The organism is Allobosea sp. BE125 (assembly GCF_031456075.1).
Classification (GTDB): Bacteria; Pseudomonadota; Alphaproteobacteria; order Rhizobiales; family Beijerinckiaceae; genus Allobosea.
This window is the reverse complement of the sequence record NZ_JAVDTY010000006.1, coordinates 308,536-334,004: the sequence shown is the minus strand read 5'-3', so window position 1 is coordinate 334,004 and position 25,469 is coordinate 308,536. Positions and strand designations below refer to the sequence as shown.

24 protein-coding genes and 1 pseudogene are annotated in these 25,469 nt (G+C 65.4%); 11 read left to right on the top strand and 14 right to left on the bottom strand.

What is annotated here, in order from left to right; genetic code table 11:
- Nucleotides 1-96 precede the first annotated feature (96 nt).
- The 3 genes from J2Y55_RS16280 to J2Y55_RS16270 all read left to right on the top strand — a co-directional run bounded on the left by J2Y55_RS16280 (nt 97) and on the right by J2Y55_RS16270 (nt 4,101).
- Nucleotides 97-1,560 carry an amidase gene (locus tag J2Y55_RS16280; protein WP_310155261.1) on the top strand — a complete coding sequence of 488 codons (1,464 nt, stop codon included), beginning with the start codon at nt 97-99 and terminating at the stop codon, nt 1,558-1,560.
- Nucleotides 1,560-2,399: an alpha/beta hydrolase gene (locus J2Y55_RS16275; protein WP_310155258.1), complete on the top strand. Its 840-nt coding sequence runs from the start codon at nt 1,560-1,562 to the stop codon at nt 2,397-2,399. The genes J2Y55_RS16280 and J2Y55_RS16275 overlap by 1 nt, the downstream gene beginning before the upstream one ends.
- Before the next feature lie 139 nt (nt 2,400-2,538).
- Nucleotides 2,539-4,101: an ABC transporter substrate-binding protein gene (locus J2Y55_RS16270; protein WP_310155256.1), complete on the top strand. Its 1,563-nt coding sequence runs from the start codon at nt 2,539-2,541 to the stop codon at nt 4,099-4,101.
- A gap of 142 nt (nt 4,102-4,243) precedes the next feature.
- Here the strand turns inward: J2Y55_RS16270 and J2Y55_RS16265 are convergent, their stop codons facing one another.
- The 6 genes from J2Y55_RS16265 to J2Y55_RS16240 are packed head-to-tail and all read right to left on the bottom strand — an operon-like array spanning nt 4,244 to nt 11,040.
- On the bottom strand, nt 4,244-6,193 hold the full coding sequence (locus J2Y55_RS16265; RefSeq protein WP_310155254.1) for an aconitase family protein: 1,950 nt from the start codon (nt 6,191-6,193) through the stop codon (nt 4,244-4,246).
- Nucleotides 6,194-6,199: 6 nt separating this feature from the next.
- Entirely contained in the window at nt 6,200-7,051 is an 852-nt protein-coding gene (locus J2Y55_RS16260) for an ABC transporter permease (RefSeq protein WP_310155251.1), read from the bottom strand.
- Between the two features lie 2 nt (nt 7,052-7,053).
- On the bottom strand, nt 7,054-7,872 hold the full coding sequence (locus J2Y55_RS16255) for an ABC transporter ATP-binding protein (RefSeq protein WP_310155246.1): 819 nt from the start codon (nt 7,870-7,872) through the stop codon (nt 7,054-7,056).
- Between the two features lie 25 nt (nt 7,873-7,897).
- On the bottom strand, nt 7,898-8,944 hold the full coding sequence (locus tag J2Y55_RS16250) for an ABC transporter substrate-binding protein (RefSeq protein ID WP_310155243.1): 1,047 nt from the start codon (nt 8,942-8,944) through the stop codon (nt 7,898-7,900).
- Between the two features lie 21 nt (nt 8,945-8,965).
- Nucleotides 8,966-10,117, bottom strand: coding sequence for a CaiB/BaiF CoA transferase family protein (locus tag J2Y55_RS16245; RefSeq protein ID WP_310155240.1), 1,152 nt, complete (start codon nt 10,115-10,117; stop codon nt 8,966-8,968).
- A complete protein-coding gene (locus tag J2Y55_RS16240; protein ID WP_310155237.1) occupies nt 10,114-11,040 on the bottom strand; it encodes a hydroxymethylglutaryl-CoA lyase in 927 nt (308 codons plus the stop codon). The genes J2Y55_RS16245 and J2Y55_RS16240 overlap by 4 nt, the downstream gene beginning before the upstream one ends.
- A gap of 48 nt (nt 11,041-11,088) precedes the next feature.
- On the opposite strand from J2Y55_RS16240, the gene J2Y55_RS16235 reads away from it, so the two are divergent.
- From J2Y55_RS16235 to J2Y55_RS16215, 5 genes are all read left to right on the top strand, one after another.
- Nucleotides 11,089-12,060, top strand: coding sequence for a GntR family transcriptional regulator (locus tag J2Y55_RS16235; RefSeq protein WP_310155233.1), 972 nt, complete (start codon nt 11,089-11,091; stop codon nt 12,058-12,060).
- A gap of 257 nt (nt 12,061-12,317) precedes the next feature.
- The gene (blh, locus tag J2Y55_RS16230; protein ID WP_310155229.1) at nt 12,318-13,643 is read left to right on the top strand and encodes a bifunctional sulfur transferase/dioxygenase Blh; all 1,326 of its coding nucleotides are present in this window, start codon (nt 12,318-12,320) and stop codon (nt 13,641-13,643) included.
- A gap of 11 nt (nt 13,644-13,654) precedes the next feature.
- A complete protein-coding gene (bigR, locus tag J2Y55_RS16225) occupies nt 13,655-13,993 on the top strand; it encodes a sulfite-sensing transcriptional repressor BigR (RefSeq protein ID WP_310155226.1) in 339 nt (112 codons plus the stop codon).
- The gene (locus J2Y55_RS16220) at nt 13,990-14,400 is read left to right on the top strand and encodes a YeeE/YedE family protein (RefSeq protein WP_310155223.1); all 411 of its coding nucleotides are present in this window, start codon (nt 13,990-13,992) and stop codon (nt 14,398-14,400) included. The genes bigR and J2Y55_RS16220 overlap by 4 nt, the downstream gene beginning before the upstream one ends.
- Nucleotides 14,397-14,882, top strand: coding sequence for a DUF6691 family protein (locus J2Y55_RS16215; RefSeq protein ID WP_310155221.1), 486 nt, complete (start codon nt 14,397-14,399; stop codon nt 14,880-14,882). The genes J2Y55_RS16220 and J2Y55_RS16215 overlap by 4 nt, the downstream gene beginning before the upstream one ends.
- A gap of 132 nt (nt 14,883-15,014) precedes the next feature.
- On the opposite strand, the gene J2Y55_RS16210 is transcribed toward J2Y55_RS16215, so the two are convergent.
- Nucleotides 15,015-15,377 (bottom strand): winged helix-turn-helix transcriptional regulator, encoded by a 363-nt coding sequence (locus J2Y55_RS16210; protein ID WP_310155334.1) that lies wholly within the window; start codon nt 15,375-15,377, stop codon nt 15,015-15,017.
- 274 nt (nt 15,378-15,651) lie between these two features.
- On the opposite strand from J2Y55_RS16210, the gene J2Y55_RS16205 reads away from it, so the two are divergent.
- A complete protein-coding gene (locus J2Y55_RS16205; protein ID WP_310155219.1) occupies nt 15,652-16,386 on the top strand; it encodes an SDR family NAD(P)-dependent oxidoreductase in 735 nt (244 codons plus the stop codon).
- Between the two features lie 11 nt (nt 16,387-16,397).
- Here the strand turns inward: J2Y55_RS16205 and J2Y55_RS30120 are convergent.
- Nucleotides 16,398-16,607, bottom strand: a pseudogene (locus J2Y55_RS30120) (hypothetical protein); the annotation flags it as partial.
- A 190-nt stretch (nt 16,608-16,797) separates the two neighbouring features.
- Between J2Y55_RS30120 and J2Y55_RS16195 the strand changes: the two are divergent.
- Together J2Y55_RS16195 and J2Y55_RS16190 are read left to right on the top strand one after the other, a co-directional pair.
- Entirely contained in the window at nt 16,798-17,208 is a 411-nt protein-coding gene (locus tag J2Y55_RS16195) for a helix-turn-helix domain-containing protein (RefSeq protein ID WP_310155216.1), read from the top strand.
- Nucleotides 17,208-18,515: a type II toxin-antitoxin system HipA family toxin gene (locus J2Y55_RS16190; RefSeq protein WP_310155213.1), complete on the top strand. Its 1,308-nt coding sequence runs from the start codon at nt 17,208-17,210 to the stop codon at nt 18,513-18,515. Before J2Y55_RS16195 ends, J2Y55_RS16190 begins: the two co-directional genes overlap by 1 nt.
- Nucleotides 18,516-18,681: 166 nt before the next feature.
- Here J2Y55_RS16190 and J2Y55_RS16185 read toward each other — a convergent pair whose 3' ends face one another.
- The 6 genes from J2Y55_RS16185 to J2Y55_RS16160 form a co-directional block, all read right to left on the bottom strand.
- Complete coding sequence (locus J2Y55_RS16185; RefSeq protein ID WP_310155210.1) at nt 18,682-19,335, bottom strand: glutathione S-transferase family protein; 654 nt, start codon at nt 19,333-19,335, stop codon at nt 18,682-18,684.
- Between the two features lie 99 nt (nt 19,336-19,434).
- Entirely contained in the window at nt 19,435-20,229 is a 795-nt protein-coding gene (locus J2Y55_RS16180; protein WP_404978937.1) for a YoaK family protein, read from the bottom strand.
- Nucleotides 20,230-20,512: 283 nt separating this feature from the next.
- Nucleotides 20,513-20,779 carry a hypothetical protein gene (locus tag J2Y55_RS16175; protein WP_310155207.1) on the bottom strand — a complete coding sequence of 89 codons (267 nt, stop codon included), beginning with the start codon at nt 20,777-20,779 and terminating at the stop codon, nt 20,513-20,515.
- A gap of 220 nt (nt 20,780-20,999) precedes the next feature.
- Nucleotides 21,000-22,076 (bottom strand): cache domain-containing protein, encoded by a 1,077-nt coding sequence (locus J2Y55_RS16170; RefSeq protein WP_310155205.1) that lies wholly within the window; start codon nt 22,074-22,076, stop codon nt 21,000-21,002.
- Nucleotides 22,077-22,087: 11 nt separating this feature from the next.
- Nucleotides 22,088-24,058, bottom strand: a complete 1,971-nt coding sequence (locus J2Y55_RS16165) for a glycosyltransferase (protein ID WP_310155202.1) — start codon at nt 24,056-24,058, stop codon at nt 22,088-22,090.
- Nucleotides 24,058-25,263: an HlyD family secretion protein gene (locus J2Y55_RS16160; RefSeq protein ID WP_310155199.1), complete on the bottom strand. Its 1,206-nt coding sequence runs from the start codon at nt 25,261-25,263 to the stop codon at nt 24,058-24,060. The genes J2Y55_RS16165 and J2Y55_RS16160 overlap by 1 nt, the downstream gene beginning before the upstream one ends.
- Nucleotides 25,264-25,469: the final 206 nt, after the last annotated feature.

Below are 25,469 nucleotides of genomic sequence, written 5' to 3'. Positions count from 1 at the left end.
GGTTTGACAAAATACATATTCTCGACCTCCATAGGAAGCAGTTATCTCTCTAGGAAGACTTGGCCTCCCCAGGAGGACCTGCAGCCGGAGCCTGTGATGCCATCGCCCCCGCCCCTAGCGGTATCGCCTGCCGAGCGGACGGATGGGGACGCCCTGTGGCGGCTCGAGGCTCACGAGCTCGGGCGATTGATCGCGCTTGGCCTGGTGTCGAGCCGCGAGGCGGTCGTCTCCTGTCTTGCCCGGATGGATGCGGTCAACGGCACGCTCAACGCCGTCATCCGGCGCTTCGATGCTGAAGCGCTTGCTGAGGCCGACGCCGCCGATGCGATGAGGGTACGCGGCGAGACGCTCGCGCCGCTCCACGGCGTCCCCGTCACGGTCAAATGCAATATCGACCAGAAGGGCCATCCGACCGATGGCGGCGTCGAGGCCTATCGCGATCTCGTCGCCGAGAGCGACAACCCGGTCGTCGCCAATCTCCGCGCCGCGGGTGCCGTGATCATCGGGCGCACCAATACGCCCTGCTATTCGATGCGCTGGCACACCGAGAACGCGCTGCATGGCGCTACGCTCAACCCATGGCATGCCGGCATCACGCCTGGCGGATCGAGCGGCGGCGCGGCCGCAGCAGTCGCCGCGGGCATCGGGCCGATCGCACATGGCAACGACATCGCCGGATCGGTGCGCTATCCCGCCTATTGCTGCGGGCTCGTCGGCCTGCGGCCGAGCTATGGCCGGGTGCCGTCGAGCAACGCGACCGCCAAGGGGCTGGCCGCGATCTCCTCGCAGCTCATGGCGGTTCAGGGTCCGCTGACGCGCAGCGTGCGCGATTGCGAGATCGCCTTCGAGGCGATGGCGCAGCCGAGCCCGCGCGATCCGCGCTGCGTCGTGCCGGCGCCATTTGCGCCCATGCGCGGACCCTTACGCGTCGCCTTGGTGGCCCGGCCGAAAGGCGCCGTGGTCGATGCAGGCGTGACTGAAGCCGTGCTCAGCGCCGGCCGCGCGCTCGCGGCCGCCGGCGTCATCGTCGAGGAGATCGAGCCGCCGGACCTGGCCGGCATCGGTGAGCTCTGGGGCAAGCTCGCCACGGCCGACGTGATGGCGAACCTCCAGCCGCTGATCGAACAGAACGGCGATGACGGCATCCGGCGCGCGCTTGCGCTCTGGGACGAAGCCTTTCCCGGCTACAGCGCGTCCGACACGCTGGCTGCGCTCGGTGAGCGCGCGCTCGCTTTGCGCAACTGGCAGCTCTTCTTCGAAGACTATCCGGTCGTGGTGATGCCGTGCTCCTATGCGCCGCCCTTCCCTGTCGGCTTCGACCTCAGGGACGTTGCGGAAACCACCCGCGTGCTGGCGGCGCAGAGCCCGCTGATGGCGATTTCGGTGCTCGGCCTACCCGGCCTTGCGGTGCCGACCGCTCCACAGGGCGGGATACCCGCAGGCGTCCAGATCGTCGCCGGGCGCTTCCGCGAGGATCTCTGCTTCCGCGTCGGCGCCATCATCGAGGCGCATCTGCCCCGGGCGACGCCGCGCGATCCAAACCCGACAGGAACATTCTGATGGCCTTCGTCCGGCGCCACGGCGTCAAGCTCTCGGCCTATGATTTCGGCCGCACCACGATCCATGCCTGCCAGGCCGATCCGCGCTTCAGCTGGTGCGCCTATGTGCCGGAGGATTACGACGAGGCCGGCACGGAGCGCTACCGCCTCCTGGTCTCGGTCCATGGCACGATGCGCGACATGGTCGCCTATCGCGACGATTTCATTCCCTTCGCCGAACGCAGCCGCTGCATCGTGCTGGCGCCGCTGTTTCCTGCCGGCATCACCAGCCCGGGCGAGCTCTCCTCCTACAAGCTGATGACGCCCTCAGCGGTGCGCTATGACGCGGTCCTGCTCGCCATGGTCGAAGAGGTACAGGCGCGCTACCGGATCGACGGCGATCGTTTCGCGCTGTTCGGCTTTTCCGGCGGCGGGCATTTCGCGCACCGCTTCCTCTATCTGCACCCCAAGCGCCTCTCGGCAGTGTCGATCGGCGCACCGGGCATCGTGACGCTGCTCGATTTCGAGCATGATTTCTGGGTCGGCGTGCGCGATTTCGAGGCCGTGATGGGTCGCCCGATCAATCTCGAGGCGATGCGCCGGGTCGCGGTCCAGATGGTCATCGGCGGCGACGATACCGAGACCTGGGAGATCACCCTGGCCAAAGGCTCAGCCCTATGGCGCCCCGACGGCGAGATCGCCGGCGTGAACCGGCCCGAGCGCATGCGTGCCCTCAAAGCGAGCTTCGAGAACCACGGCATCGCGGTGCGCCACGACGTCGTGCAGGGCGTTGCCCATCGCCATACCGGGTTGCTGCCGGCGGTAACCGATTTCCTGGCCGAGGCGATGCGGCAGCCATGATGCGTATTCCTGGAGCCGTTTCCGATCCAACGGATCAGTCAACAGCTCCAGAGCTTTGTTTTGCCGCGTTTTCTTCACGCGAACCGGTGACCACTTCGCTCGAAAACGCTTTCGCTTAAACTCTTGAAGGAGACCGGTCATGCGACGCAGCACCTGCCAAGTTCTTGTCGTCGGATTGGCCTTTTTCGTCGGATTGGCCACCGGATCGGCCTTCGCCCAGTCGGCCCCGACGACCAGCCGGCTCGTCGTCGCGCTCAACGCCGATATCCGCAGCCTGGAGCCGGGCGTCAACCGCGACACCAACACCGACACGGTGATCCACCAGCTCTTCGAGGGGCTCGTCGCCTACAAGACCGATCTCGATGTCGGGCCGGCGCTGGCCGAAAGCTGGACGCTCTCGGACGAGGGCCGGACCTACTCCTTCAAGCTGCGCCCGGCGACGTTCCACAACGGCAAGCCGGTGACCTCTGCCGAGCTGAAATGGTCCTGGGATCGGCTCAACCAGTCCTCCGCCTGGACCTGCAAGCCTGTCTTCAATGGCCAGTCCGGCGCCAAGGTCGTGGCGGTCGAAACCCCGGATCCGCAGACCGTCGTGTTCAAGCTCGACCGGGCGAGCGCGATCTTCCTGAAGCAGCTCGCCAACATCCAATGCCATGTGCTGGCGATGCATCCCGACAGCGTCGACACCGAGGGTAAATGGTCCAAACCGATCGGCTCCGGCCCGCTCAAGCTGCGGGAATGGCGGCGCGCCGAATATGTCCTGCTCGACAAATTCGCGGAATATCGCGGCAGCGCCGCACCCGCCAACGGCTTTTCCGGCGCCCGCGACATGCTGGTCGAGCAGGTGCTGTTCCAGGTGATCCCCGATTCGAGCGCGCGTGAAGCGGCGCTGCTGACCGGCGCCGTCGATATCCTGCACGACATCGAACCCGACCAGATCGAGACGATGAAGCAGCGCGGCATGCGCATCCTCAGCACGCCGGGGCTCGGCTGGTCGGCGCTTTTGCTGCAGACCGACGATCCGCTGTTGTCGAACGTCAAGATTCGGCAGGCGATCGCGCACGCCATCGACCTGAAGCAGATCGCCGAAGCCCAGACGCTCGGCATGGCCCCGGCCAACGCCTCGGCGGTGAGCAGCTCGACCGCCTTCTACAATGCAGGCTTCGCGGCCTGGCCGGCCTATGACCCGGCGCGCGCCCGGGCGCTGCTGAAGGAGGCCGGCTACAAGGGCGAGCCACTGCGCCTCCAGACCAACAAGCAGTATCAGGCCATGTACCAGAATTCGGTGATGATCGAGCAGATGCTGGCGGGCGCCGGCTTTGCCGTGAAGCTCGAGGTCATCGACTGGGCGACGCAGCTGTCGAACTATCTCAACGGCCGTTTCCAGATGCAGTCCTTCGGCTATTCCGGCCGCTTCGATCCGGCCCTGATGTATGCCGCCTTCGTCGGCGACAAGGCCCGGTTCAAGACCGCGCAATATGGCGATCCCGAGGCGGTCGCCCTGCTCGGGCAGCTCGATACGACCGACGACCCAGCCGTGCGCGGCAAGCTCTTCGCCGCGCTCCACGCCAAGGTCCAGGCCGATGTGCCGATCGTCGGGCTCTACTTCTCACCGATCATCGAGGCGGTGCATCCGCGCGTCGAGGGCTACGTCTCCTGGCCGGCCAACCGCCCGATCACCTGGGGCGTCCGCAAGCGCTGAAGGCGGGCGATCGGGCGGGCTTCTTCAACACAATCGGCAGGGAGCGGAGATTGGCATAGCTCCGGAAGCCGGACCTTCGCCACCATCCCCGCCGGACTGGATGAGCGCGTCGCGCAAGCAGCCGCCCGATTCAGCGAGACAATCAGGAACGATTCATGCGGGCCCTGAGCTCGCCGAAAGAGATGATCTCTCCGGCGATCGCACTCGCCGCCACGGTTGGCGGGCTTGCCAGCCAGACCTTGCCGGGCCCCGACCGACCCGGAAAATTGCGGTTGATCGCGCTGATCGTGACCTCGTCCCCGCTCGAGGACACACCAGGGCCACATTGGGCGCAGGCGCCGCAGGCCGGGTTCAGCAATTCGGCGCCGACCTGGCGAAAGGCTTCGAGATAACCACGCTCCTCGCAATATCGGCGCACGGCAAGCGTGCCGAACTGGAGATAGAACGTCACGCCGTCGCGCACCTTGAGCCCGTGCGCCGCCGCCCAGGACAGGACCTGGTGATACTGGTCGAAGTCATCGCGCTTGCCGGCAGTGCAGGAGCCGCCATAAGCGATGCCGACTGGCACCGGCTGGCCTAGATCGCCATAGGCGATGCCGTTGCCGGGATCGCCCGGCGCGGCGAGCATCGGCGTCAGCGACGAGCAGTCGAGCGTCAGCGTCGCGGCATAGGGAGCGCCGGGATCGCTCCTCATCCAATCCTCCAGCACGGTATCGATGCCGCGGCGCTCCTTGATGAAGCGAACCGTCTCGGCATCGGGCGCGACGATGCCCGTGAAGCCGCCGAGTTCAGCCGTCATATTGGTCAGGGTCGCACGCTCGTCGACCGACATGGCGGTCGTGGCGGGCCCGGCGAACTCGAAGACCTTGCCGAGCCCGAGGCCGGCGCGGATGCGCGGTTCGGCCAGCAGCTTCAGGACGACATCCTTCGCCGTCACGCCTATGGGCAGCGCGCCGTCGAGCCAGATCAGCAAGGTTTCTGGAACGGTGAGCCGCACTGCGCCGGTCATGAAGGCGTTCGCCATGTCGGTGGTCCCGACGCCGAAGGCAAGGCAGCCAACTGCGCCTGAATGCGGCGTGTGCGAATCCGTACCGACGCAGATCTCGCCGGGCATGGCGTAGCTCTCCGCCATCATGGCGTGCGAAATGCCCTCCGAACCCTCCTCCCCCGGCAGATAGCCATGATCCTTCAGGTCGTAGTCGCTGACGAAGGCGCGGTGGCCCTGCGAGAGCCGGCGGATCGCCGGCAGCAGGTTACGCCTGACATGCGTCGGAGAGCGGTGGGCGTAGGAGTTGTGATCCTCAAAGCAGAGGATCGACTCCGGCTCGTGGAGCCGCAGCGGCCGGCCATAGTGGCGGTGGAGCATATGGGCCGCCATCGCCGTGTAGATTTCGTGGATGAAGCGGAAGCGCGCTTGCACGAAGCCGCCCGTGCCGGGCGCAGCGTCCCAATCCTGGCCGTCACGGCTGAGGATGTTGCGCTCGATGATCTTCTGGGCGAGCGTTCGCGGCTCGGCGGCAGGGGCCGCCGGCCGCGGTGAAAGGCCCATCAGATTGTTCTGGCCGTATGTCAGCAGGCCGCCAGCCGACAGGATGTCCGCCGCCAACATGTCGCGGCCCTCCAGCAGTTCGGCGAGCGGGATGGCCTCTCCCTGCTTGATCCTCTCGACCAGTCCAAGATCGGTCGCAGTGAACAGGCCGATATTGTCGCAGTTCTGGCGGTAGATCCGCTCGAAGCTCTCGGCAATGACCAGCCGGATTCCGGCGGTGTATTCGGCGAGCGGCGAATGCTCGCGCGACGAGCCCTTGCCGTAGCGGCGGCCCGCGACAAGGATGCCGAACCCGCCGTCGCGCAGCCCGTCGAGGGGAATGGGATGCTCCTCGCCCGCACGGAAACCGGTATGCGCATGCCGGCCGATCTCATCGTCATAGTGGACGAGAGACGGCAGCGGCGTGATTTCGTCGGTCGAGATGTCGTCGCGCAGCCGCCCTGCCCCGGCAAGATCGATGTCCTCGCCGCGGATCTGGCGCCTGACGACATCGGGGTCGACCGAGAGGAACAGGATGCGCCCGTCAAATCGGATCGCGTGCATGGCAGGTCAGCTCTGGCTCTCGAATTGCGGTTGCCAGCGCAGCAGATAGCTCTGCAACTGGCGGACGATGGTCGCGAGCACAATGCCGACGACCATCATGACGAAGATCGCGACCATCATCTCGGCGGCATTGGCGCGGGCCTCGGCCTCGATGATCAGCTTGCCGAGACCGCGCTCGGCGCCGATGAACTCGCCGACGATGACGCCGATCAGCGCGAAGGAGACCGCCGGCGTCAGCGAGGCGAAGACCCAGGCCAGCGCTGAGGGCACGACCACGGTCCGCAGCACGGTCAGCTCCGAGGCTCCGAGCAGCCTTGCCGCGGCGATCTGGTCGCGGTCGACGGCGCGGGTGCCCTCGAAGGTGTTGAAGAAGACCACGAAGAAGACGACGATCCAGGCGGTGACGATCTTCGACATGTCGCCGAGGCCGAACATCAGGATGATCAGCGGAACCAGCGCGATGCGCGGGACCGAGTTCATCGCCACGACATAAGGCTGGAAAATCCGCGAGAGATAGTCCGAGCGCCCGAGGATCAGGCCGCAGAGCACGCCCGACACGGTCCCGAGCGCAAAACCCCACGACATGTTCTTGAGCGTGACGAGCAGCGCCAGCCAGAGATTATTGTCGTTGCGCGCAAAGCAGGCGCCGAAGCCGGCCTGATCCCCAAGGCAGCTCAGCTTCAGGAAGCTCGCCCAGATCATCGACGGCTTGGAGATGAAATAGGGGTCGAGGATGCCGGGCACGAATGGCTTGAGCGCGGCGACGCTGCGCAGGCCGTAGCCCCACTCCCAGGTGCCGAGCGCGACTATGAGGATGGCGAGCTGCCAGAACAGGACTTTGGCTGAGCTGTGTTTCATGGTCAGTCCGCCTTGGTTCGCCTGAATTCTTCGCCGAGCGAATGCCAGATATGCGAGTAGAGCCGCCCGAATTCCGGCGTTTCCCGCAGCGAGACCGCGTCGCGCGGCCTGATGAAAGGAACCTCGAAATCCTCCTTGAGCCGGCCGGGCCGGGCAGAGAGCAGGATGATGCGGCTCGCCAGCGTCAGCGCCTCGCCGAGATCGTGCGTCACGAACAGGACCGTCTGCCGCTCGCGCTCCCAGATCTCCAGCAGCGTCCTGTGCATTTCGAGCTTGGTATGGGTGTCGAGCGCCCCGAACGGCTCATCCATCAGCAGGATCTCGGGCTCCATGATCAGGGTGCGCATCAAGGCGACGCGCTGGCGCATGCCTCCCGAGAGCATGCGCGGGAACTTGCCGCCGAACCCCTCCAGCCCGGCCGTTGCGATGGCGCGGGAGACCTTGTCCTTGCGCTCGGCGGCACCGACGCCGGCGATTTCAAGCCCGTAGCCGATATTGGCATCGACCGTGCGCCACGGGAACACCGTGTCGCGCTGGAAGACGTAGCCGACCTTACGGTTGACCTCGCCTGGCCTGACCTCGTCCTGGTCGATGGCGATATGACCGCCGCTGCGCGGGATCAGACCGGCCACCATGTTCAGGATGGTGCTCTTGCCGCAGCCGGATGGCCCGAGCAGAGCGACGAACTCGCCTTGCCTGACCTCGAAAGAGACCTTGTCGACCGCCGTGACGCCGCTTTCGCCGGAGCCGTAGCGCTTGTCGAGATCCTGGACGGTGATGCGGACGCGTTCGCTGGCCGCATTCACCGCTGCGAGTTTCATTCGCTGCGGCGCACCCATCACGGCGTCACTTGAATTTCGCCTGAGCGGCGTCGAGGAAGCTCATATCGACGATGTCCTCGTATTTCGCCGGCGGGATGTCCGTGCCGGGCCGGTACCAGACCTTGCCGCCGCGCTCGAAGGAGGCCTTGTCGATGCGCCCGTCATAATCCCAGGTCTGCTTGTCGAAGCCGAGCTCCGCCTTGACCGCGTCGGGGTTCTGGCCGCCGAAGTATTTCTCGCCGACGAGTGCATAGACCTCCTCGATCGGCGTCGCCTTCACCCACTTCATCGCCTGGTACATCGCGTTGACGAAGGCCTGGACGGTCGGCTTGTCCTGCTCGCAGGTCTCGGTGAGCGCATAGATCACCAGGACGGGCACCGTGCCGCCATAGGCCGAGACGAAGACGCCTGGTTTCGAGGTGTCGAAGATCGCCTTGCCGAAGCCCTTGGTCTCGGCCTCCAGGACCCAGCCGGGTACCCCCATGATGGCGTCGAACTGCTTGGTCTCCAGCCCGGGCAGCATGGTGTTCAGCCCACCGCCAGCGACCCAGGTGACCTTGTCGCCGAGCCCCTTCGCCTCGAAGGTGTAGGTGCCGTACATCCAGGTTCCGGAGCCGATCGCGGTCGCGGCGATGATCGGCTTGCCGCCATTGGGGCGCTTATAGGCAGCGAGCTTCTCGACGCTGTCGATGCCCGCATCATACAGGTCCTTGCGGACGACGATATTGGCGATGGACGAGATCATCTGCGTCGCCAGGATGATCTTGCATGGCTTGCCGCGGGTCGAGAGCTGCAATGGGTGGCTCGCATCGCCATGGGCGAAGAGCGCCTGGCCGGCGGCGAGCGTCTGGCGGCCATGTGTCCCGGCATTGCCGACGATGAGCTTGAAATCCAGCTTCTCGGCCTTGAAGAGGCCGCGCGCCTCCGCGATCGCGCCAAGCGCATAGACGGCCGTCGACGGGCCATAGGCGAGCGAGGCGATGCCTGCCTGCGCCCGGACTGTGGCAGGGATCAAGCCGGCTCCGACGATGGAACAACCACCGGCAAGCAGGTGGCGGCGTGAGAAATCCATGATGTCCTCCCGAGACAGTGACTATCGTGACGTGCCGGTTTTCCGGTCTTGCAGTTCCGCCAGAACCTCTTGCGTGTGTTGGCCGACGGCTGGCGGATCGCGGCGCTTCTTCAGCCGCTGGCCATTGAAGGTGAATGGAAGCGCCGGTGTCTTCACCTTGCGCCCGTCATTCAGGGTGAGCTCGAGCAAACCTTCGGATGCGTTGAGATGCGGATCGTCGAAGAGATCGCCCGGCCTGTTCACAGGCGCGAATGGCAGGCCGAGACGTTCGAGGATGGGGCATAGCTGCGCCATGTCGTGCTGCGCGACGATCGCCGCGATTTCCGGAATGATCCAGCTGCGGTTGTCGACCCGGCCCTGGCTGGTCGCCAGGCGAAGATCGTCCAGCCAGGCTTCGCGCCCGAAGGCACGGCAGAACCCGTCCCAATGCTCCTCCCCGACGATCGAGACGAAGATCTTCTCGCCGCCCCTCGTGTCGAAGAGGTCATAGACAGGCCAGGGCGACTCCTTGACCGACCATGGGATCGAGCGTTCGCCGGTAACGCTCTCGAACATCATCGCCTGCGCCATCAGGAAGACGTTGTTCTCGAACAGGGCGCTCTGGATGTAGGCTCCCTTGCCGGTGCGGGCGCGTTGCGCCAGCGCCGCCTGGATGGCGATGACGCCGAACATGCCGCCCATGATGTCGTTGACGGAGGCGCCGGCGCGCATCGGCTTGCCCGGCAGGCCGGTCATGAAGGCGAGGCCCCCCATCATCTGGACGACCTCGTCGAGCGCCAGCCGGTTCTGATAAGGGCCCGGCAGATAGCCCTTGAGCGAGCAGTAGATCAGCCCTGGAGCCTCTGAGGCCAGCGACGTATAGTCCAGCCCGTAGCGGCCAAGCAGGCCGGGGCGGAAATTCTCGATCAGGACATCCGCGTCGATGATGAGTTTGCGCGCTGTCGCCTGCCCCTCCTCCGTGGTGGTGTCGATGACGACGCTGCGCTTGTTGCGGCTATAGGTGTTGAAGAAGCCCGAGGCGACGCTCTTGAAGTAGCGCGTCCGGTCGCCCTTGGGCGGCTCGACCTTGACGACGTCGGCGCCCAGATCGGCCAGGATCATCCCGCAGGACGGGCCCATGACCATCTGCGAGAACTCGATGACGCGAACGCCTTCCAATGGCAGCGCGGTCATGCGGCGACTCCGTAGACTTTCGGCAGGCCCGCTTCACGGAGATGGCTCCTGATCCGCTCCTCCGGCAAGGCAGCGGCGAGGATTTCCGTCGCCGCGAGGAGCCTGCCGAGATCGATGCCCGTGCGCAGGCCCATCTGCTCCAGCATGAAGACGAGGTCCTCGGTCGCGATATTGCCGGACGCGCCGGGCGCGAAGGGACAACCGCCCAATCCACCGCAGGCGGCGTCGAAGGCGGTGACGCCGGCTTCCAGCCCGGCGAGCACGTTTGCCAGGCCAAGCCCCATCGTGTCGTGGAAGTGCAGGCGGATCGGCATGTTCGGACCGACGGCCCCACGGACGGCCTTGACCAGCGAGCGCACGAGAGCGGGATCGGCATATCCAACCGTGTCGGCGAGGCCGATCTCATCGACGCCGCGCGCCGCCAGCAGCTCCGCGACATGGCAGACGTCGCGCTGCGCCACCCGCCCCTCGATCGAGCAGCCGAAGGCAGTCGGGATACCGCCCATCACATGCGGCTGCGTGCCCTCGCGCGCCCTCGCCTGCAAGACGATGCTGCCGACGATGTCGGCCTGCTCATCGCGGGAGCGGCGCGTGTTAGCCATGCTGTGGCTGTGGCTGGCGGAGACGATGCAATAGAGCATCTGCGCGCCGGCCGCGATGGCGCGCTCGGCGCCCTTGGCGTTGGGCACGAGCGCGCCGACCCGCCATTGCGCGCTCGCCTCCAGGGCCGCCGGGACGATCTCGGCGGCATCAGCGAATTGCGGAAACGCCTGCGGCGGCACGAAGCTCGTCGCGTCGATCTCCGGAAATCCGCATTGCGCCAGCGCTGCTATCCACGCGCGCTTGGTTGCCGTGGGCATGACCTGCCGGGCGAGCTGGAGACCGTCGCGAGGCCCGACCTCGCAGATGTGAACGTCGCGCATGACCACCCTAGATCGATTATTTTGTTATTTGTCGCATAGAAATACAAAATGGCCGATTGGATTGTCAACGGGGGGCTGATAGCTGTTTCCCCTGGAAAGAGCGGGAGCGCGTTGAGGCGGCGCGAGGCGGATATGAGCGAGATTGAGCCGATTTCGGCCAAGACGATGGAGTTGGCCGGCCAGATCGTCGAGATTGCGCGCAGCGAGAACATCCGGCGCGGCGACAGGCTCTACGAACACCGGCTGGCCAATCGGCTCGGCGTCTCGCGTGGTCCGGTTCGCGCGGCCCTGCGTTCGCTCGCGCAGTCTGGACTGGCCGAAGCGGTTCCCAATAAAGGCTTCGTACTGGCACAGGATCTCGACTCCGAGATCGCGCTGAGGGCGCTCAGGGCCGGCGATACCAGCGAGGCGGCCTACCTCGCCATCGCCAATGACCGGCTGACGGGTGCGTTGCCCGATACCGCCAGCGAGGCCGAGCTGATGCGCCGCTATGATCTGAAGCGCGCCGAGCTGCTGCGCCTGCTCGACCGGATCGCTGCGGAGGGCTGGGTGGAGCGCCTGCGCGGATATGGCTGGAAGTTCACCCAGACGCTCAACAGCCCCTTGGCCTACGCCCAGACCGGGCGGCTGCGCATGATGATCGAGCCCGGCGGCATCCTTGAGCCGACCTTCCAGTGGAACGCGGAATTGATGGGGCCGGTGCGCGAGCATCAAAAGCGAGTGCAGGCCGGTGGCATGCGCGTCTTCACCCTCTCGGAAATGTTCCGGTTCGGCTGCGAGGTCCATGAAGCCATCGCCGAATGCTCGGGCAATGCCTTCCTGGTCGAGACGCTTCGACGCATCAATCGCGTTCGCCGCCTCTTCGCCTACAAGTTCATCCCTGACCTCCGGATGGTCGAACAGCACACGCACGAGCATCTGCAGCTGCTCGACTTGTTGGAAAAAGGCGACCGAACCGAAGCCGCCGCGCTCATGCGCACCCACCTCCATTGGAGCGGCGGCGGCGATCAGATCGCCTGAACTGCGCCTATCGCGCTTTCTTGCCAAACCGTGGCAATCCAAGCCCTGGCAATCTGAAGCCCTGGCAATCTGAAGTCCTGGCAATGAAACGGCAGCCATCGGCCGATCATCTGGGGCGCGCGCGAGCGCTGAAGACCGGCGGATCGGGCGGAGTTTTTCAACGCAGCCGGCCACAGGCGGTTCCGCAACTTGCGCTGCTTCAATATATATTATATGAAAGTATATATTTATTGCCAGCCCGACCTTGGAGACCGGTCATGCGCCTCGTCAAAATCTCGGAAGCGCTTTCGGTCGCCGGCCAGCCGGCAACGGCCGACTTCCCGGCCCTTGCCGCGCAAGACTTCAAGGCCGTCATCAACGACCGGCCCGATGGCGAGGAGGCAGGGCAGCCGGGCTCGGCTGCCGAGAAGAAGGCGGCTGGCGAGGCCGGGATGGCCTACAGCTTCATCCCCGTGACCGGCCCGACCATCACCGAGGCCGATGTGACAGCCTTCCGTGCTGCGCTCGCCCAGGCATCGGGGCCAGTCTTCGCCCACTGCAAGAGCGGGACCCGCGCTTTGACGCTTCATGTGCTGGGCGAAGTCCTGGAGGGTCGCCTATCGGCCGATGCGGTGGTCGGCTTCGGCCAGGCGCTCGGCTTCGACCTCACCGGTGCCAAGGCCTGGCTCGACCGTCACGCGGCCCAGGTGCCACAGGTCACCGGCTTCTACGAGCCCATAACCGGCAGCATCCAGTACGTCGTCGTTGATCCTGCGACGAAGGCCTGCGCCATCATCGATCCGGTTCTCGACTATGACGAGAAATCGGGCGCGACCGCCACGACCCAGGCCGATGCCATCCTCGCCTTCATCCATGAGCACGGCCTGCGCGTGGAATGGATCCTCGACACCCACCCCCATGCCGATCACTTCTCCGCCGCGCAGTATCTCAAGGGCAAGACCGGCGCGCAGACCGCGATCGGCGCGCAGGTCGTCGCCGTGCAGAAACTCTGGAAGCGTCTCTACAACCTCCCGGACCTCGCCACCGATGGCTCGCAATGGGACCGGCTCTTCGCCGATGGCGAGCGGTTCAGGCTCGGCTCGCTGGAGGCCTCCGTGCTGTTTTCGCCGGGGCACACGCTGGCCTCGATCAGCTATGTCATCGGCGATGCCGCCTTCGTCCACGACACGCTGTTCATGCCCGATTCCGGCACCGCGCGGGCCGATTTCCCCGGCGGCAGCGCCAGCGCGCTCTGGGCCTCGATCCAGGCCATTCTCGCGCTGCCCGACGGCACGAGGCTGTTCACGGGACATGACTACCAGCCCCAAGGCCGCGCGCCGCGCTGGGAGAGCACGGTCGGCCAGCAAAAGCTGACGAACCCGCATGTCGCCGGGCAGGACGAGGCCTCGTTCGTCGCCCTGCGCCAGGCCCGCGATAAAACGCTGCCCATGCCCAAGCTCATCCTGCATGCGCTGCAGGTGAACATCCGCGGCGGCCGCCTGCCCGAGCCGGAGGCAAATGGCCGGCGCTATCTCAAGATCCCGCTCAATGCCTTGACCGGAGCGGCCTTGACCGGAGCGGCCTGGGACGGAACGGCGCCATGATGCAGGCTCCCATGATACAGGCACCCGTGACGCAGGCGCCGATCAATCGCGCGGAGCTGGCGGGCCGGGCGGCGGAGGTTGCCGCCCTGCTCAAGACGCTCGCCCATCCCAACCGGCTGATGATCGTCTGCATGCTGGTTGAGGGCGAATATTCCGTCGGCCGGCTCGAAGAGATGCTGGACATCCACCAGCCGACGCTCTCGCAGCAGCTTACGGTGCTGCGCGAAGCCGGCATCGTCGAGACGCGGCGCGAGGCCCGGCAGATCTTCTACCGCTTGACCGAGCAGAAGGCGGCGAGCCTCGTTGCCGCGCTTCATGCCATCTTCTGCGCCCAGGAGCCCGTGCCATGACTGCCTACTGGCCTTCTCTCATCGGCGGCATGCTGATCGGAGTTTCCGCCGGCATGCTGCTTCTGCTCAACGGCCGCGTCGCCGGCATCAGCGGCATTCTCGGCCGGCTCGCGCGAGGCACGCAAATGCCCACCAACGCCGCCTTCGTCATCGGGCTCATGATCGGCCCGCCGCTCTATCGGCTCGGCTCCGGCGCGTGGCCCTCCGTGACGATCACGGCCTCCTTGCCGGTCATCATTATCGCCGGGCTCTTGGTCGGCTTCGGCAGCCGGATGGGCTCGGGCTGCACCAGCGGGCATGGCGTGGTCGGGCTTGCAAGGCTGTCGCCGCGCTCGCTCGCCGCGGTCGCCAGCTTCCTTGCGACCGGCGTCGCAACCGTCACCCTGATGAGGCTGATTTCGCCATGATGCGTCCGGCTCGGAGTTCGTCCGCGCAAATCCTCGCCCCGCAAGTCTCGGTCGCACAAGTCCCGGTCGCGCTGCTTGCCGGCGCCATCTTCGGGCTCGGCCTGTCGCTGTCGGGCATGCTCGATCCCGCTCGCGTGCGCGGCTTCCTCGATGTCGCCGGCGATTGGGATCCCAGTCTCGCCTTCGTCCTGGGCGGAGCCGTCGCTGTCGCCTTCGCGGCGATGGCCCTGCGCCGCAATCTGCGGCGGCCCGCCTTCGATTCCGCATTCCACCTGCCCGCGACAACGCCGATCGACCAACGCCTGATCCTGGGCTCGGCGATCTTCGGGGTCGGCTGGGGCATGGCGGGCCTGTGCCCCGGCCCGGCGCTGGCCGCGCTCTCGCTCGGGCTCGCCCCGGTCGTGCTTTTCGTCGCGGCCATGCTCGCGGGAATGATGCTCCATGACCGCCTCATAGGGCGGCAGCCTGGCGGGAGCCGGTGATGACGGCGCAGATGCTGATTGCGATCGGTTCGGGCAGCCTGGTCGGGTTCACGCTGGGCCTTGTCGGCGGCAGCGGGTCGATCCTGGCGACGCCGCTTCTGCTCTATGCCGTTCAAGAGCTGCCCCTGCCCTTCAAGACCTGCCCCTGTCGTTCAAGGCCTCGCGCCGGGCGAAGACGCGGGTGACCTCGGCGAGGTTGTCCGTGCCCCACGCGCAGAGCGGTACGAGGGCTTCGGCCAGGCTGTGGCCCAGCGCGGTCAGGCTGTAATCCACCCGCGGCGGGACCTCCCTGTAGTCGGTCCGCTTCACCAGGCCGTCGGCCTCCAGCTCCTTGAGCTGCTGGATCAGCATCTTGTCGCTAACGTCACGCACCGCCCGCCGCAGCTCGCCATAGCGGGTCGGGCCGCCCTGGGCGAGGAAGTACAGGATCAGCGGCTTCCACTTGCCGGCGACGACCCGCAAGGTCGCGTCGAGCCCGCAGGTGAAGCCGGGCAATGTCGGGGTGCAATTCTGGACCGGCAGTGGAGCCTGCACCAGTGGCGAGGTCGGGTTTGAACGATCTGATGACATTTTCCAGGCTCTTACCAAAAGGTGCATACTTGTCGATAGGTGGGTAGGTCTCCAGCTCAGTGCAACCTCAGAGCCTTGCGCGAAAAAGCGGTTACCGGTTTTTCGTGGGAGCAATGCTCTGAGCCCTTGGAAGCGATCACGTTTTCGGCATTCGGACGGTTCCGTCCGAATGCGACGTGATCCAGTGCAGGAGCACATCATGAGCAGATTGCAGGGTAAGACAGCAGTGGTGACGGGCGGCGGAAGCGGCATCGGCCTCGGGGCCGCCAAGCGGTTCATCGACGAAGGCGCCTTCGTCTATCTCTTCGGGCGGCGGCGGGAAGCGCTCGACGCTGCAGCGGCCCAGCTCGGCCCCAACGCGCGTGCGGTGAGCGGTTCGGTGACCGATCTGGCCGACCTCGACCGGCTCTACGAGACGGTGAAAGCCGAACGCGGCGGGCTCGACATCCTGTTCGCCAATGCGGGGACCGGGTCGTTCGCCCCGCTCGGCGAGATCACGCCCGAGCATTACGACCAGATCTTCGACGTCAATGTGAAAGGGCTGATCTTCACGGTGCAGAAGGCCCTGCCGCTGATGGCGGCGGGATCGTCGATCATCCTCACCGGCTCGAGCACGGGCGTGATGGGGACACCGCAGTTCAGCATCTACAGCGCCACCAAGGCGGCGATCCGCAACCTGGCGCGAAGCTGGGCGCTGGACCTGCGCGGCACCGGCATCCGCGTCAATGTGCTGTCTCCCGGGCCGACCAGGACGGAGCTGGCGATCGAGGTCGTGGGCGAGGAGGCGTTGGACGCGCTCGGAGCGACGACGCCGATCGGCCGCATGGGCGACCCGGCGGAGACAGGGGCGGTGGCCGCGTTCCTGGCCTCCTCGGACAGCAGCTTCATGACTGGCGGCGAAGTCTTCGTCGATGGCGGGCTGGCCCAGGTCTGAGGCGGACTGGCTCAGGCCTGGCGCCTGAGCGTGAGGGCTTCGCCGACAGGGACAGAAGCCCTCACCGCTCTCGCTTGATTGCGCCGCATGGCGCGACGCAGCCGGCGAAAGCGGATGAGATCGTGCACGATCGCCGTGGCCGCGATCAATCTCTCGACGTCGCCGCGCGGCCCGATCGCGGCGATGCGGCCCCATTCGACCGAGATCTGGTCGCTCACCGGGGCGGAATGACTTCTCACTTGGCGCGATGGGCGCTGGCGGCGATCGGTTTATTGCGCCTTGTATATGATGCACATAATCCATTTATGTCTCATATACGAAACACAGCGATGTCCTCATGGATTTTTGCGACGCGATGTGCTATGTCTCGTATCTGATACGTTTTCTACAATAACGTCACGGATATAAAACATGAAACGCGAAAGCGGAATTCCGACGACGAAGGGCTCGCCGATCTATCCTGCCGTGGCGCGTGCGATCACAAAGCTCGGCCACGATATTTCCTTGGCGAGGCGGATCCGGCGTATTCCGGCCGAAGAATTCGCCACGCAAATGGGGATCTCGCGGGCGACGTTGTACCGTCTTGAGAACGGCGACCCGGGTGTTTCGCTGAATACGCTCGCGATGGCTCTGTTCGCGCTCGGTCGGCTCGATCTTCTCAGCAATCTCGTCGACCAACCCAAGGACGAGGTTGGTCTCATGCTCATGCGTCAAGATGTTCCGAAGCGGATCTCCAGGCGGCGCGGAGTTCTATCCCAGAGTGCGCTGGATACCGATGAATCCGAGCCGGTGCCGACCGACAAAGGTTATGTGGGGTGGTGATGCCGACGCGCAAGATTTATGTCCGCATCGGTGCTGCCGCTGCTCCCGTTGGCGAATTGATCGTCGACGTGACAGGGACCAAAGAAACCTCGGCGTTCTCCTATGATCCAGCCTGGCTGGCCTCGAAGAATGCCTTCCCGCTGGCACCGCACATGCCGCTCACCGCCCCCCCCTACTACACGAACAAGGTTGTCGACGGCTCACCTTTGCCGTCACCGGTGGCGGATGGCTCACCTGACTCCTGGGGGAAAGCCATCATCAAAGCCGCCTTGGGCGGGAGGGTCTCGTCTGATCTCGATTATCTTCTGGAGTCGGACGATTTCCTTCGATCCGGCGCGCTGCGTTACTTTGACGGTCCCGAAGCCGACGCGACGGCGCTCGCCGCTCCCCGGGAAGGACCGGGTGGCATGTCGATTCCAAGACTGCTCGATCTGCATCAGGTGATCGCGGAAGCCCGAGCGTTCGATGCCGATCCCGCCCGCTATCGCGAGCGTCGTGCAGAATTTCTGGGGGGCGGGCTGCTAAAGAACGCGATTGGCTCGCTGGGCGGCGCTCGTCCGAAGGTGAATGCCCTTGCTGAAGATGGATCGCTGTGGATCGTCAAGCTCGCCAAGATCGATGACCAGTACGCGATCGCGCGCGCAGAGGTGATGGCACTGAGGCTTGCCGCGCGCGTCGGCATCGCAGCTTCGACTGCCGATGTCCTGGCCAGCGGTCAGCGCTTTCCAGTCGCGATGGTCAAGCGCTTCGACCGCTCCGGCAAGACCCGCATTCCATTTATCTCGGCCCAGACCTTTATGGGCCTGCCGGGAACCGATCCGGGCAACTATGTCGATGTCGCCCACCAGATGCTCGTACATTCCTTCGATCCGAAGGGGGACACGCGCGAACTCTATCGCCGGCTGATGTTCAACGTTCTCATCCAGAACACCGACGACCACCTGCGCAATCTCGGCTTCCTCTACCGAGGGAACGGCAAATGGGGGCTCTCTCCAGCCTTCGACATCAATCCCGTTCCCGAGGAAGGCTCGACCTTGAAGACCGCGATCTCCGAGGTTCATGGCAATGCTCTCGATATCGAGAGCGTGGTCGCCGTGGCTCCCTATTTTGGGCTGACGGAGGGCGAAGCGTGTAAGCTGGTCGCCGCGATGGCAACTACGATCCGAGGCGAATGGCGTCAAATCGGCGCAAGCCTCGGGATGACCTCTGTCGACTTCCGGGCGATCAGCCCTGCCATGGGAAACAGCCAGATCGAGCGCGCCATCGAATTCAACGTGGTTGCCATTCCTGGAGCGGCCCTTCCGTAGACAGACGTAACCGAGCCGTTCACGTCATCGCCAATGCACGCCTCCTAATGCCACCGGGGGCGGTGCATCGAAGGCGGACTCTTTCAAGGCTTTCGGAAAGGCCGTCACGAGATTCGCGGGTTCGTCGCGTATGTTAGCGCATCTGCCCATAAGTCCCGGCGGCGCTCTACCCACTGGTCGATGCAGCGGTGAAAACCGCCAGCTGCGCCTCGAAGGCACGCTTGTATGCCGGCCGCGCTTCAGCGCGGGCGACATAGGCGGAGAGGTTTGGATACGCCTCCAGCAGGCCCGATCCCTGCAGCCGGCGCAGCACCGTCACCATCAACAGGTCGCCGGCGCTGAACGCGCCATCAAGCCAGTCGGCATTGCCAAGGCGGCTGGACAGCGCGCCCAGCCGCTTCCCGATGCTGTCCTCGAGCGCATGCAGGCGCTGCGCGTACCAGGGCTCGTCGCGCTCGAAGATCGTGGCAAGCGCGCGCTCGAAGATCGGCGGCTCCAGCGTGTTGAGCGCGGCAAACATCCAGGCGATCGCGCGCGCCCGGGCCTTCGCATCGTCGGGCAGCAGGCCCGCATGCTGCTCGGCGATATGGAACACGATCGCGCCTGACTCGAACAAGGCGAGATCGCCCTCCTCATAGGTCGGGATCTGCCCGAAAGGATGCAGCGCCAGATGCGCAGGCTGTTTCATCTCCCCGAACGACAGCAGCCGGACATCATAGGGCTGGCCAACCTCTTCAAGCGCCCAGCGCACGCGCATGTCCCGCGCCAGCCCCCTGCCGCGATCGGGAGATCGTTCAAAGGCGGTGATGGTGATGGTCATGGCCAGGCTCCGGATCGTCGCACGCTGCCCCGAAGAGCCGTCTTTGACAACAAGGCGTCAGGCGAGCGCCTCAGAGACCGGTTGAGTTTCCCTCAGCCCTCATCCTGAGGATGTCTCATCCTGAGGAGGTCTTGGTCGCGTCAGGATGAGCGGAAATCCAGCGAGCAGCACGAGCGCAAGCGCGAGCGGAACGGTGGTGATGTAGCCGATCTGCTTGAACCCGACCGCGCCGACTATCCCTCCGAACAGGAACAGGCCGATCAGCGTCGTCAGGATGCGCAATTTCGTTCGGCTGGCGACGACCCTGGGGCGTTTCCCGGGCGTTACATTGACGTAGACCAGCTTGCCGAGCTCGATTCCAAGATCCGTCACCATGCCCGTGACATGCGTCGTACGCATCCGGGCATTGGAGATTTTTGTCACCATCGCATTCTGCAGCCCCATGATGAAACAGAGCAACGGGATCGCGATGGCGACGAAGGCGGCCGTTCCATTGAAGAAATGACCGGAAAGCCCAAAGCAGAGCAGCAGGCCGGCCTCGACGAACAGGGGATAGGCGAACCGGGCCGATTTCTGGTTTCTCCGGCCCCAGTTGATCAGGATCGCCGACAAAGCCGCGCCGGCTAGAAATGCGACCAAGGCAAGGAGCGCGACGCCGACGAGCGCGAAGCTGCCAAGCACCACATTGTCGGCGATCGACGAGACGATGCCCGACATATGCGAGGTGTATTGTCCCACTGCCAGGAAGCCACCGGCATTGGTCGCCCCGGCGATGAAGCACAGCACTTCCGCCAGACGCAGATCTCCGATCGCGCTGCGTTCGACCGCGACGGTCGATCTCAGGTGGTCCGCCAGTCGATGGCTGATCGGAGGCCGCGTTTCCCGAGCGCTCAACATTGAAATGCCTGCTTGTCCCTGTGGCGCGCCGCGCCCCCGACTCGTCCCGTCGCGCCAGGCGACGCGGCGACTGGACGACACCTCGGGCAGACCTAGCAGGTCCAGGCCTAAAATAAACGCCCGGTGCCAGAGCAGGCCGCCTCTTGGCGGGTGCGCTCTGGCGGGCCAGCTCTTATGGCGAGCGCGGCGAGGCGAGCGGCCGCTGCGCGCAAACCAGCGCAGGATAGTCTTCAGGATCGGTAGCGGCGGAAGCGGATTGAGACGCGCGGTGCGGCCGCAATCAAGGATCGAGTGGCGGAACGCCATTGGCGAACGCAGCCGGCTGAACCGCCGTCGCATCGAATTGCGCGACAGCCAGCTCGACCAGTTGCCCGGGGATCTTTGCGTTCCAAAGCCCCGCCACGATGTAGCCGAGGCGCTCGCGCTCGGCCGGCACTCCGAGCGGGGCGATCTCGCCTCTCGTTTCGATCTGCCGCCAGGCCTCTTCGAACGCGGTCACGATCTGCGCGAGCTCTTCCGGCGTCGCGACGATGGACCGAAACGGCATGGCTTCATCCGGGCTTGCAGGGGCTGGTTTGGCGCTGTTCAAGGACTGTAGCACGAATTCCGCGCGGCATCGGCTCAGCTTACGTATAGGTATCTAATCGCATGCGGCTCTTTCGCGCCGCCTGGCTCGCTCGGCCCCAACGCCGCCCCCCCCATTATCCGTCGGGGTAGCGCGTTCTGCCGGGGGCGGCATTGCGGCTTTGGCGGACAGGCGCAGGCGATCATCTCCGCAATATCCTGGACTGGAGCCTGACCAGCGCGTGGCTCAGGCGCGCGGCTTCCGCATAGCGGGTCTCGACATAGGGTATGGTTTGCTCGCCATCCGCGACGATGGCTTCCGACGAGCTGGCGAGCCGGCGCAACGGCGTCGTGATCCAGTGCGAACCAAGGAAGAGCAGCGCCAGCGCCACGGTCGCGCCCGCGCCGAGCATCAGCCAGAAGGTGCGGACGAGCTCGCGCGTCGTGGCGAGTGCTTCATCCAGGTTCTGCCGGACGAGAAGCGACCAGCCGAAACCGGGCAGGTCTCCAGATGACACGGTCGGAACCACAACCGTCACATAGTCCTTTCCATCGGGCCAGCGTTCGTCCAGCACGGCCAGGGTCACGCGGTTGGCGGCCTGGGCGGCCCCGATATCCAGTGGCTTGTCGATCAGGTTGGCCGGGCCGTAAAGCACCGTCCGGTCGCGCGAGAGCAGGAGAAGGTCGATCCCCGGCGCCTGCAGATTGTTCAGACTGTCGACGACCCAGCGCCAGTCGAGATGGGCACCGACGACACCGATCACGGCGTTCGACTTCTGGATCGGCGCCGCCATGTCGATGAAATGATAGGGCTCCGCAGAGGCTGGCATCAGCTTCGCCAGCATCTGGGCCTGGTGGACATCGACCGCGGTGGGCCCTCTAAGGCCGCGACGGAACCAGGGCCGCTCGGCAACGCTTTGCCCTTCGAGCATGCCACGCGAGGCGGTGAGCACGGTGCCCTCCACATCCGCGACCCCGATCCAGGAATAGCGCGTGTCGAGCTGGCTGATGAGGTTGAGACTGTCACGGCTTTTCGCGAGGTCGTCGACATCGATGATCTTCGAGAGCGCGCTGACCTCCTGCCAGAGCTGGTTGAGGCGCCGGCCGAGCTGATCGGCGCTCAGTTCGCCACGCGCCTTCAGCCTCTCGACGAGGAGCGTCTCGGCGCGCCGCTGCAGGGCGCCGGTGTAGAAGGTGCCCGCGATAATGGCGGGCATGAGCATCAAGACGGCGCCACCGCCAAAGACCATGGAGCGCAGGCTCAATTGTCCGCTTGCCATCGTTTTCCCCTTCATCGCGTCAAGGCGCGGGCGAGCTCGCGGATCATCTGGCCGATATCGCCCTTGCCGGTGCCGGGCGGCATTGCGGCGGTGTGCAGCCGCGCGATGATCCGCTCGCGCTGTTCTTCGCTGGGTGTGAGCCCGATGCGGTAGCCATCCAGCGTCGGCGCGATGACGTGCGCCTGGATTTCCCCGATGATCGGCAGGCGCAGGCTGCCCTGCGCCCCCACCGAGAGGCCGGAGGGGCCGCTGATCCTGGCGCCGCCGACGCCGAGATTGACCAGCCAGCCACGATGCTCATCGCCGGAGACGGTGAGGGTCACCGGCTCGATGATCTGGCGCATCGGGCGGTTGAAGCGCGGCTGCTCGATGCAGGCAGCGATCGCCACCAACAGGACAAGCAGGTTGTAGACTGTCCAGAACATCACCACGGCCATGCCGTCACCGGCGCGGGCGGCGTTGTTGACCAGAAAGTCGGAGCTCAGATTCAGGACGAGGCCGCCGATGGTGAGGCCGAAGAACACGATGAAGGGCCACATCATCGGCCATTGCACGATCACCTTGGTCCGGTCGCCGCCCTTGGCGGTCACGGAGAAGCGGTGCGGCCCGGGCGTCAGCAGCCCGAGCGCGCAGGCGCGCGTGATCGGCCAGGCGGCCATGAGCTGGGCGACGTCGTTGACGATCGGGATGAACAGCCCTTTCGAGAGCCAGTTCAGCACGGCCATGACGGCAATATAGTAGGGTACGTAGTAGATGATGATATCGGCGACCGAAGCGTTGACGATCGTGACGCCGAACCACCAGTAGAGCAGCGGGCCGATGATGCTGGCGAGGCGGAAGGGGAAGGTCGTGGTCCAGTAGAGCAGCGAGTCGAACACGCTGAGCCGGTGGATGAAGCTCAGCTTGTGGCCGCCGAACGGGTTATAGACGTTGCGCACGATCTGCATCATGCCCAGGCACCAGCGGCCGCGCTGGACGATATACTCCTGCAGGCCCTCCGGGGCGAGGCCTTCGGTCAAAGGCTCGTTGAGATAGACGGTGTTCCAGCCGTTTTCGGCCAACCGCAGGGTCAGCAGAAAATCCTCGGTCACGCTTTCCGTGGGAAAGCCGCCGATCGCCTCGAGGGCCTCGACCCTGACCATCGAGGAGGTGCCGCAGCAGACGGCGATCCCCCAGGCGTCGCGGGCCGGCTCGACATTGTCGAAGAAATGCCTCTGCTCGTCGGGATAGGCCGAGCTGATGCCGAGGTTGTGCTGGATCGGGTCGGGGTTGAAGAAGTGCTGCGGCGTCTGGACAAGGCCGGTCGCGCGATCGTGGAAAAGCGCCACGGCCCGTTCGACGAAATCGGTATGCGGCACGAAATCGGCGTCGAGCACCGCGACGAAAGCGGGTGGATCGGCATCCTTGGCCCTCTGCGCCAGCGCATGATTGATGTTGCCGGCCTTGGCATGGGCATTGTCGGGGCGAATGAAATAGCCGATGCGATGCCGCTCGCAGAGCTCCCGCAGCCAGGGGCGCCGGCCGTCATCCAGGATGAAGATCCCCAGATTGGGAAACATCACGGCCTTGGCGCCGATAATCGTGCGCTCGAGCACCTCGCGCTGTTCATTGTAGGTCGCGATGAGGATGTCGACGCGCGGCGCTGAAGCGGGCCGCCACCAGCCCTTGTTGCGGTCGGCCTCGGTGCTGCGCTCCTTCACCCGCGATAGGATGAAGAAGGCGATGGTCGAGGACAGCACGGTGAGCGCCTCCAGCAACGCGAAGCCCCAGCTCAGCACGGCGTCGGTGGTCCAGGCCAGCGGCGCAACCGTGTCGGTGAAGCGCCAGATCACATAGCGCCAGGCCAGCAGCGTCGCCGCGCCGAGCAGGAGCGCGCGCCAATACCAGAGCCTGGGATCGAGCAAGGGCAGCAGTAGCAGGCGCAGGCCGATGACCACGGCCGCGCCGGCGAAAGCCGCCAGCAAAGGCGGCAGGGCGAGCATCAGACCCCGTAGCGGGTCAGGAAGCGACGCAGCGTCGCCAACGGCCCGCTCGAGAAGATGACACGCCCCGTCCGGCCGATCGCGCAGGAGAGGTCGGGCTGATTGGCAAGCTCGGGCACGTTCACCGTCACATCGAAGCGTTCCAGATGCTCGGCACTCGGCCCGACCGCGAGATTGGCGTAGAGGGTCGAGGCGCCCGAGCCGCCCAGACGCGTGATCGTGCCATCGAAGATGCGATCGTCGCCGAACAGGCGGAACTGCACGGATGTCCCGATCGAGAGGCTGTCATAGAGCGCCTCCGTCACGCTCGCGGTCACGACAAGACTCCGGCAGTCGACGAGCTTCACCAGATCCTGGCCGCGGCGCGCATATTCGCCGTCATCGACCAGGAAGTCCCAGGCCATGCCGGCGACGCGGGCGTTGAGCGTCGCCGAGGTCAGGCGGCTGACGCGGACCCGCTCGGCCCTGATCTGGCGCTCGAACTGGGCGCTGCGCGCTTCGATCTGCTCCTGTTCGGCGGCAAGCTCGGCGAGACGCAGGTCGAGCTCGCGGACGCGCTGCGACGAGAACGGCGCGTCATTGTAGGAATCGCCGATGAAGACGCCGCCGCGGGCCGAAGCCAGCTCGGTGGCGAGATAGTTGCTGCGCTGCCGGGCGCTTTCGAGATCCTGCTGGGCGACGTCCTGGGCGGCGCGCGCGCGTTCCAGATTGGCCGCGGTCTGCACGCCGCGATCGCTCAGATCATTGGCGCGCTTCAAGGCCCCGTCGGCCTCTCGCAGGCGTGCGAGCGCGGCGTCCTGGGCCGCCCTGCCCTCGGCTATGCGCGCCTCGATCTGGCTGACGCGCCCCTTCTGATAATCGGCGAGCTGCGCAGCAAACCCCGCGCGCGCCTGGCTCAGCGCGGTCTTTTGCGTGGCGACGCGCCTGAGCTCGATCTGCTGGTTGTCACGATCGCGTTCGAGATCGAGCAGGCGGGCGGTGTCGAAGCGCTCATCGGCGATGTCGGCGACCAGTTCGCCGGCGTTCACCCGCGCGCCGATGCTCCTGACGGCAAGGCTGACCTGTCCCTCGATCGGCGCGCGGATCACATTGATCCGCGCATTGATCGTCGCATCGGCCGAGGTTCCTGCGAAATATTCGCCAACCAGCACAAACAGGCCGCCAAGCAGCAGAACGACGCCGATAAGGATACGCAGAAGTTTCAAATTTTACTTTCCGGTATGCCGAGGCGTTTCATTCACACCGTCAAATATGACGAATGCCTTAACATCCCAGCATGCATTGTCTCAACGCCAGCTTTCCGTACCGTAACAGGTGACGCCCGCACGGATGCTGTCTGGCGTACTTCCAAGTGACGGAAATTACTGGCCTACCCTCGGCTTTTCGGACCGTCAAAACCTGGATTGCTAAA

Excerpts from the sequence above, each read along its gene's own strand:
- J2Y55_RS16280 (WP_310155261.1), top strand. The coding sequence starts at position 97 with ATGCCATCGCCCCCGCCCCTAGCGGTATCGCCTGCCGAGCGGACGGAT.
- J2Y55_RS16275 (WP_310155258.1), top strand. The coding sequence starts at position 1,560 with ATGGCCTTCGTCCGGCGCCACGGCGTCAAGCTCTCGGCCTATGATTTC.
- bigR (WP_310155226.1), top strand. The coding sequence starts at position 13,655 with ATGATACAGGCACCCGTGACGCAGGCGCCGATCAATCGCGCGGAGCTG.
- J2Y55_RS16260 (WP_310155251.1), bottom strand. The coding sequence starts at position 7,051 with ATGAAACACAGCTCAGCCAAAGTCCTGTTCTGGCAGCTCGCCATCCTC.
- J2Y55_RS16165 (WP_310155202.1), bottom strand. The coding sequence starts at position 24,058 with ATGCTCGCCCTGCCGCCTTTGCTGGCGGCTTTCGCCGGCGCGGCCGTG.
- J2Y55_RS16185 (WP_310155210.1), bottom strand. The coding sequence starts at position 19,335 with ATGACCATCACCATCACCGCCTTTGAACGATCTCCCGATCGCGGCAGG.
- J2Y55_RS16245 (WP_310155240.1), bottom strand. The coding sequence starts at position 10,117 with ATGACCGCGCTGCCATTGGAAGGCGTTCGCGTCATCGAGTTCTCGCAG.
- J2Y55_RS16170 (WP_310155205.1), bottom strand. The coding sequence starts at position 22,076 with ATGGCAAGCGGACAATTGAGCCTGCGCTCCATGGTCTTTGGCGGTGGC.
- J2Y55_RS16190 (WP_310155213.1), top strand. The coding sequence starts at position 17,208 with ATGCCGACGCGCAAGATTTATGTCCGCATCGGTGCTGCCGCTGCTCCC.
- J2Y55_RS16270 (WP_310155256.1), top strand. The coding sequence starts at position 2,539 with ATGCGACGCAGCACCTGCCAAGTTCTTGTCGTCGGATTGGCCTTTTTC.
- J2Y55_RS16220 (WP_310155223.1), top strand. The coding sequence starts at position 13,990 with ATGACTGCCTACTGGCCTTCTCTCATCGGCGGCATGCTGATCGGAGTT.
- J2Y55_RS16175 (WP_310155207.1), bottom strand. The coding sequence starts at position 20,779 with ATGCCGTTTCGGTCCATCGTCGCGACGCCGGAAGAGCTCGCGCAGATC.
- J2Y55_RS16235 (WP_310155233.1), top strand. The coding sequence starts at position 11,089 with ATGGCCGATTGGATTGTCAACGGGGGGCTGATAGCTGTTTCCCCTGGA.
- blh (WP_310155229.1), top strand. The coding sequence starts at position 12,318 with ATGCGCCTCGTCAAAATCTCGGAAGCGCTTTCGGTCGCCGGCCAGCCG.
- J2Y55_RS16205 (WP_310155219.1), top strand. The coding sequence starts at position 15,652 with ATGAGCAGATTGCAGGGTAAGACAGCAGTGGTGACGGGCGGCGGAAGC.
- J2Y55_RS16265 (WP_310155254.1), bottom strand. The coding sequence starts at position 6,193 with ATGCACGCGATCCGATTTGACGGGCGCATCCTGTTCCTCTCGGTCGAC.
- J2Y55_RS16255 (WP_310155246.1), bottom strand. The coding sequence starts at position 7,872 with ATGAAACTCGCAGCGGTGAATGCGGCCAGCGAACGCGTCCGCATCACC.
- J2Y55_RS16195 (WP_310155216.1), top strand. The coding sequence starts at position 16,798 with ATGAAACGCGAAAGCGGAATTCCGACGACGAAGGGCTCGCCGATCTAT.
- J2Y55_RS16250 (WP_310155243.1), bottom strand. The coding sequence starts at position 8,944 with ATGGATTTCTCACGCCGCCACCTGCTTGCCGGTGGTTGTTCCATCGTC.
- J2Y55_RS16240 (WP_310155237.1), bottom strand. The coding sequence starts at position 11,040 with ATGCGCGACGTTCACATCTGCGAGGTCGGGCCTCGCGACGGTCTCCAG.
- J2Y55_RS16215 (WP_310155221.1), top strand. The coding sequence starts at position 14,397 with ATGATGCGTCCGGCTCGGAGTTCGTCCGCGCAAATCCTCGCCCCGCAA.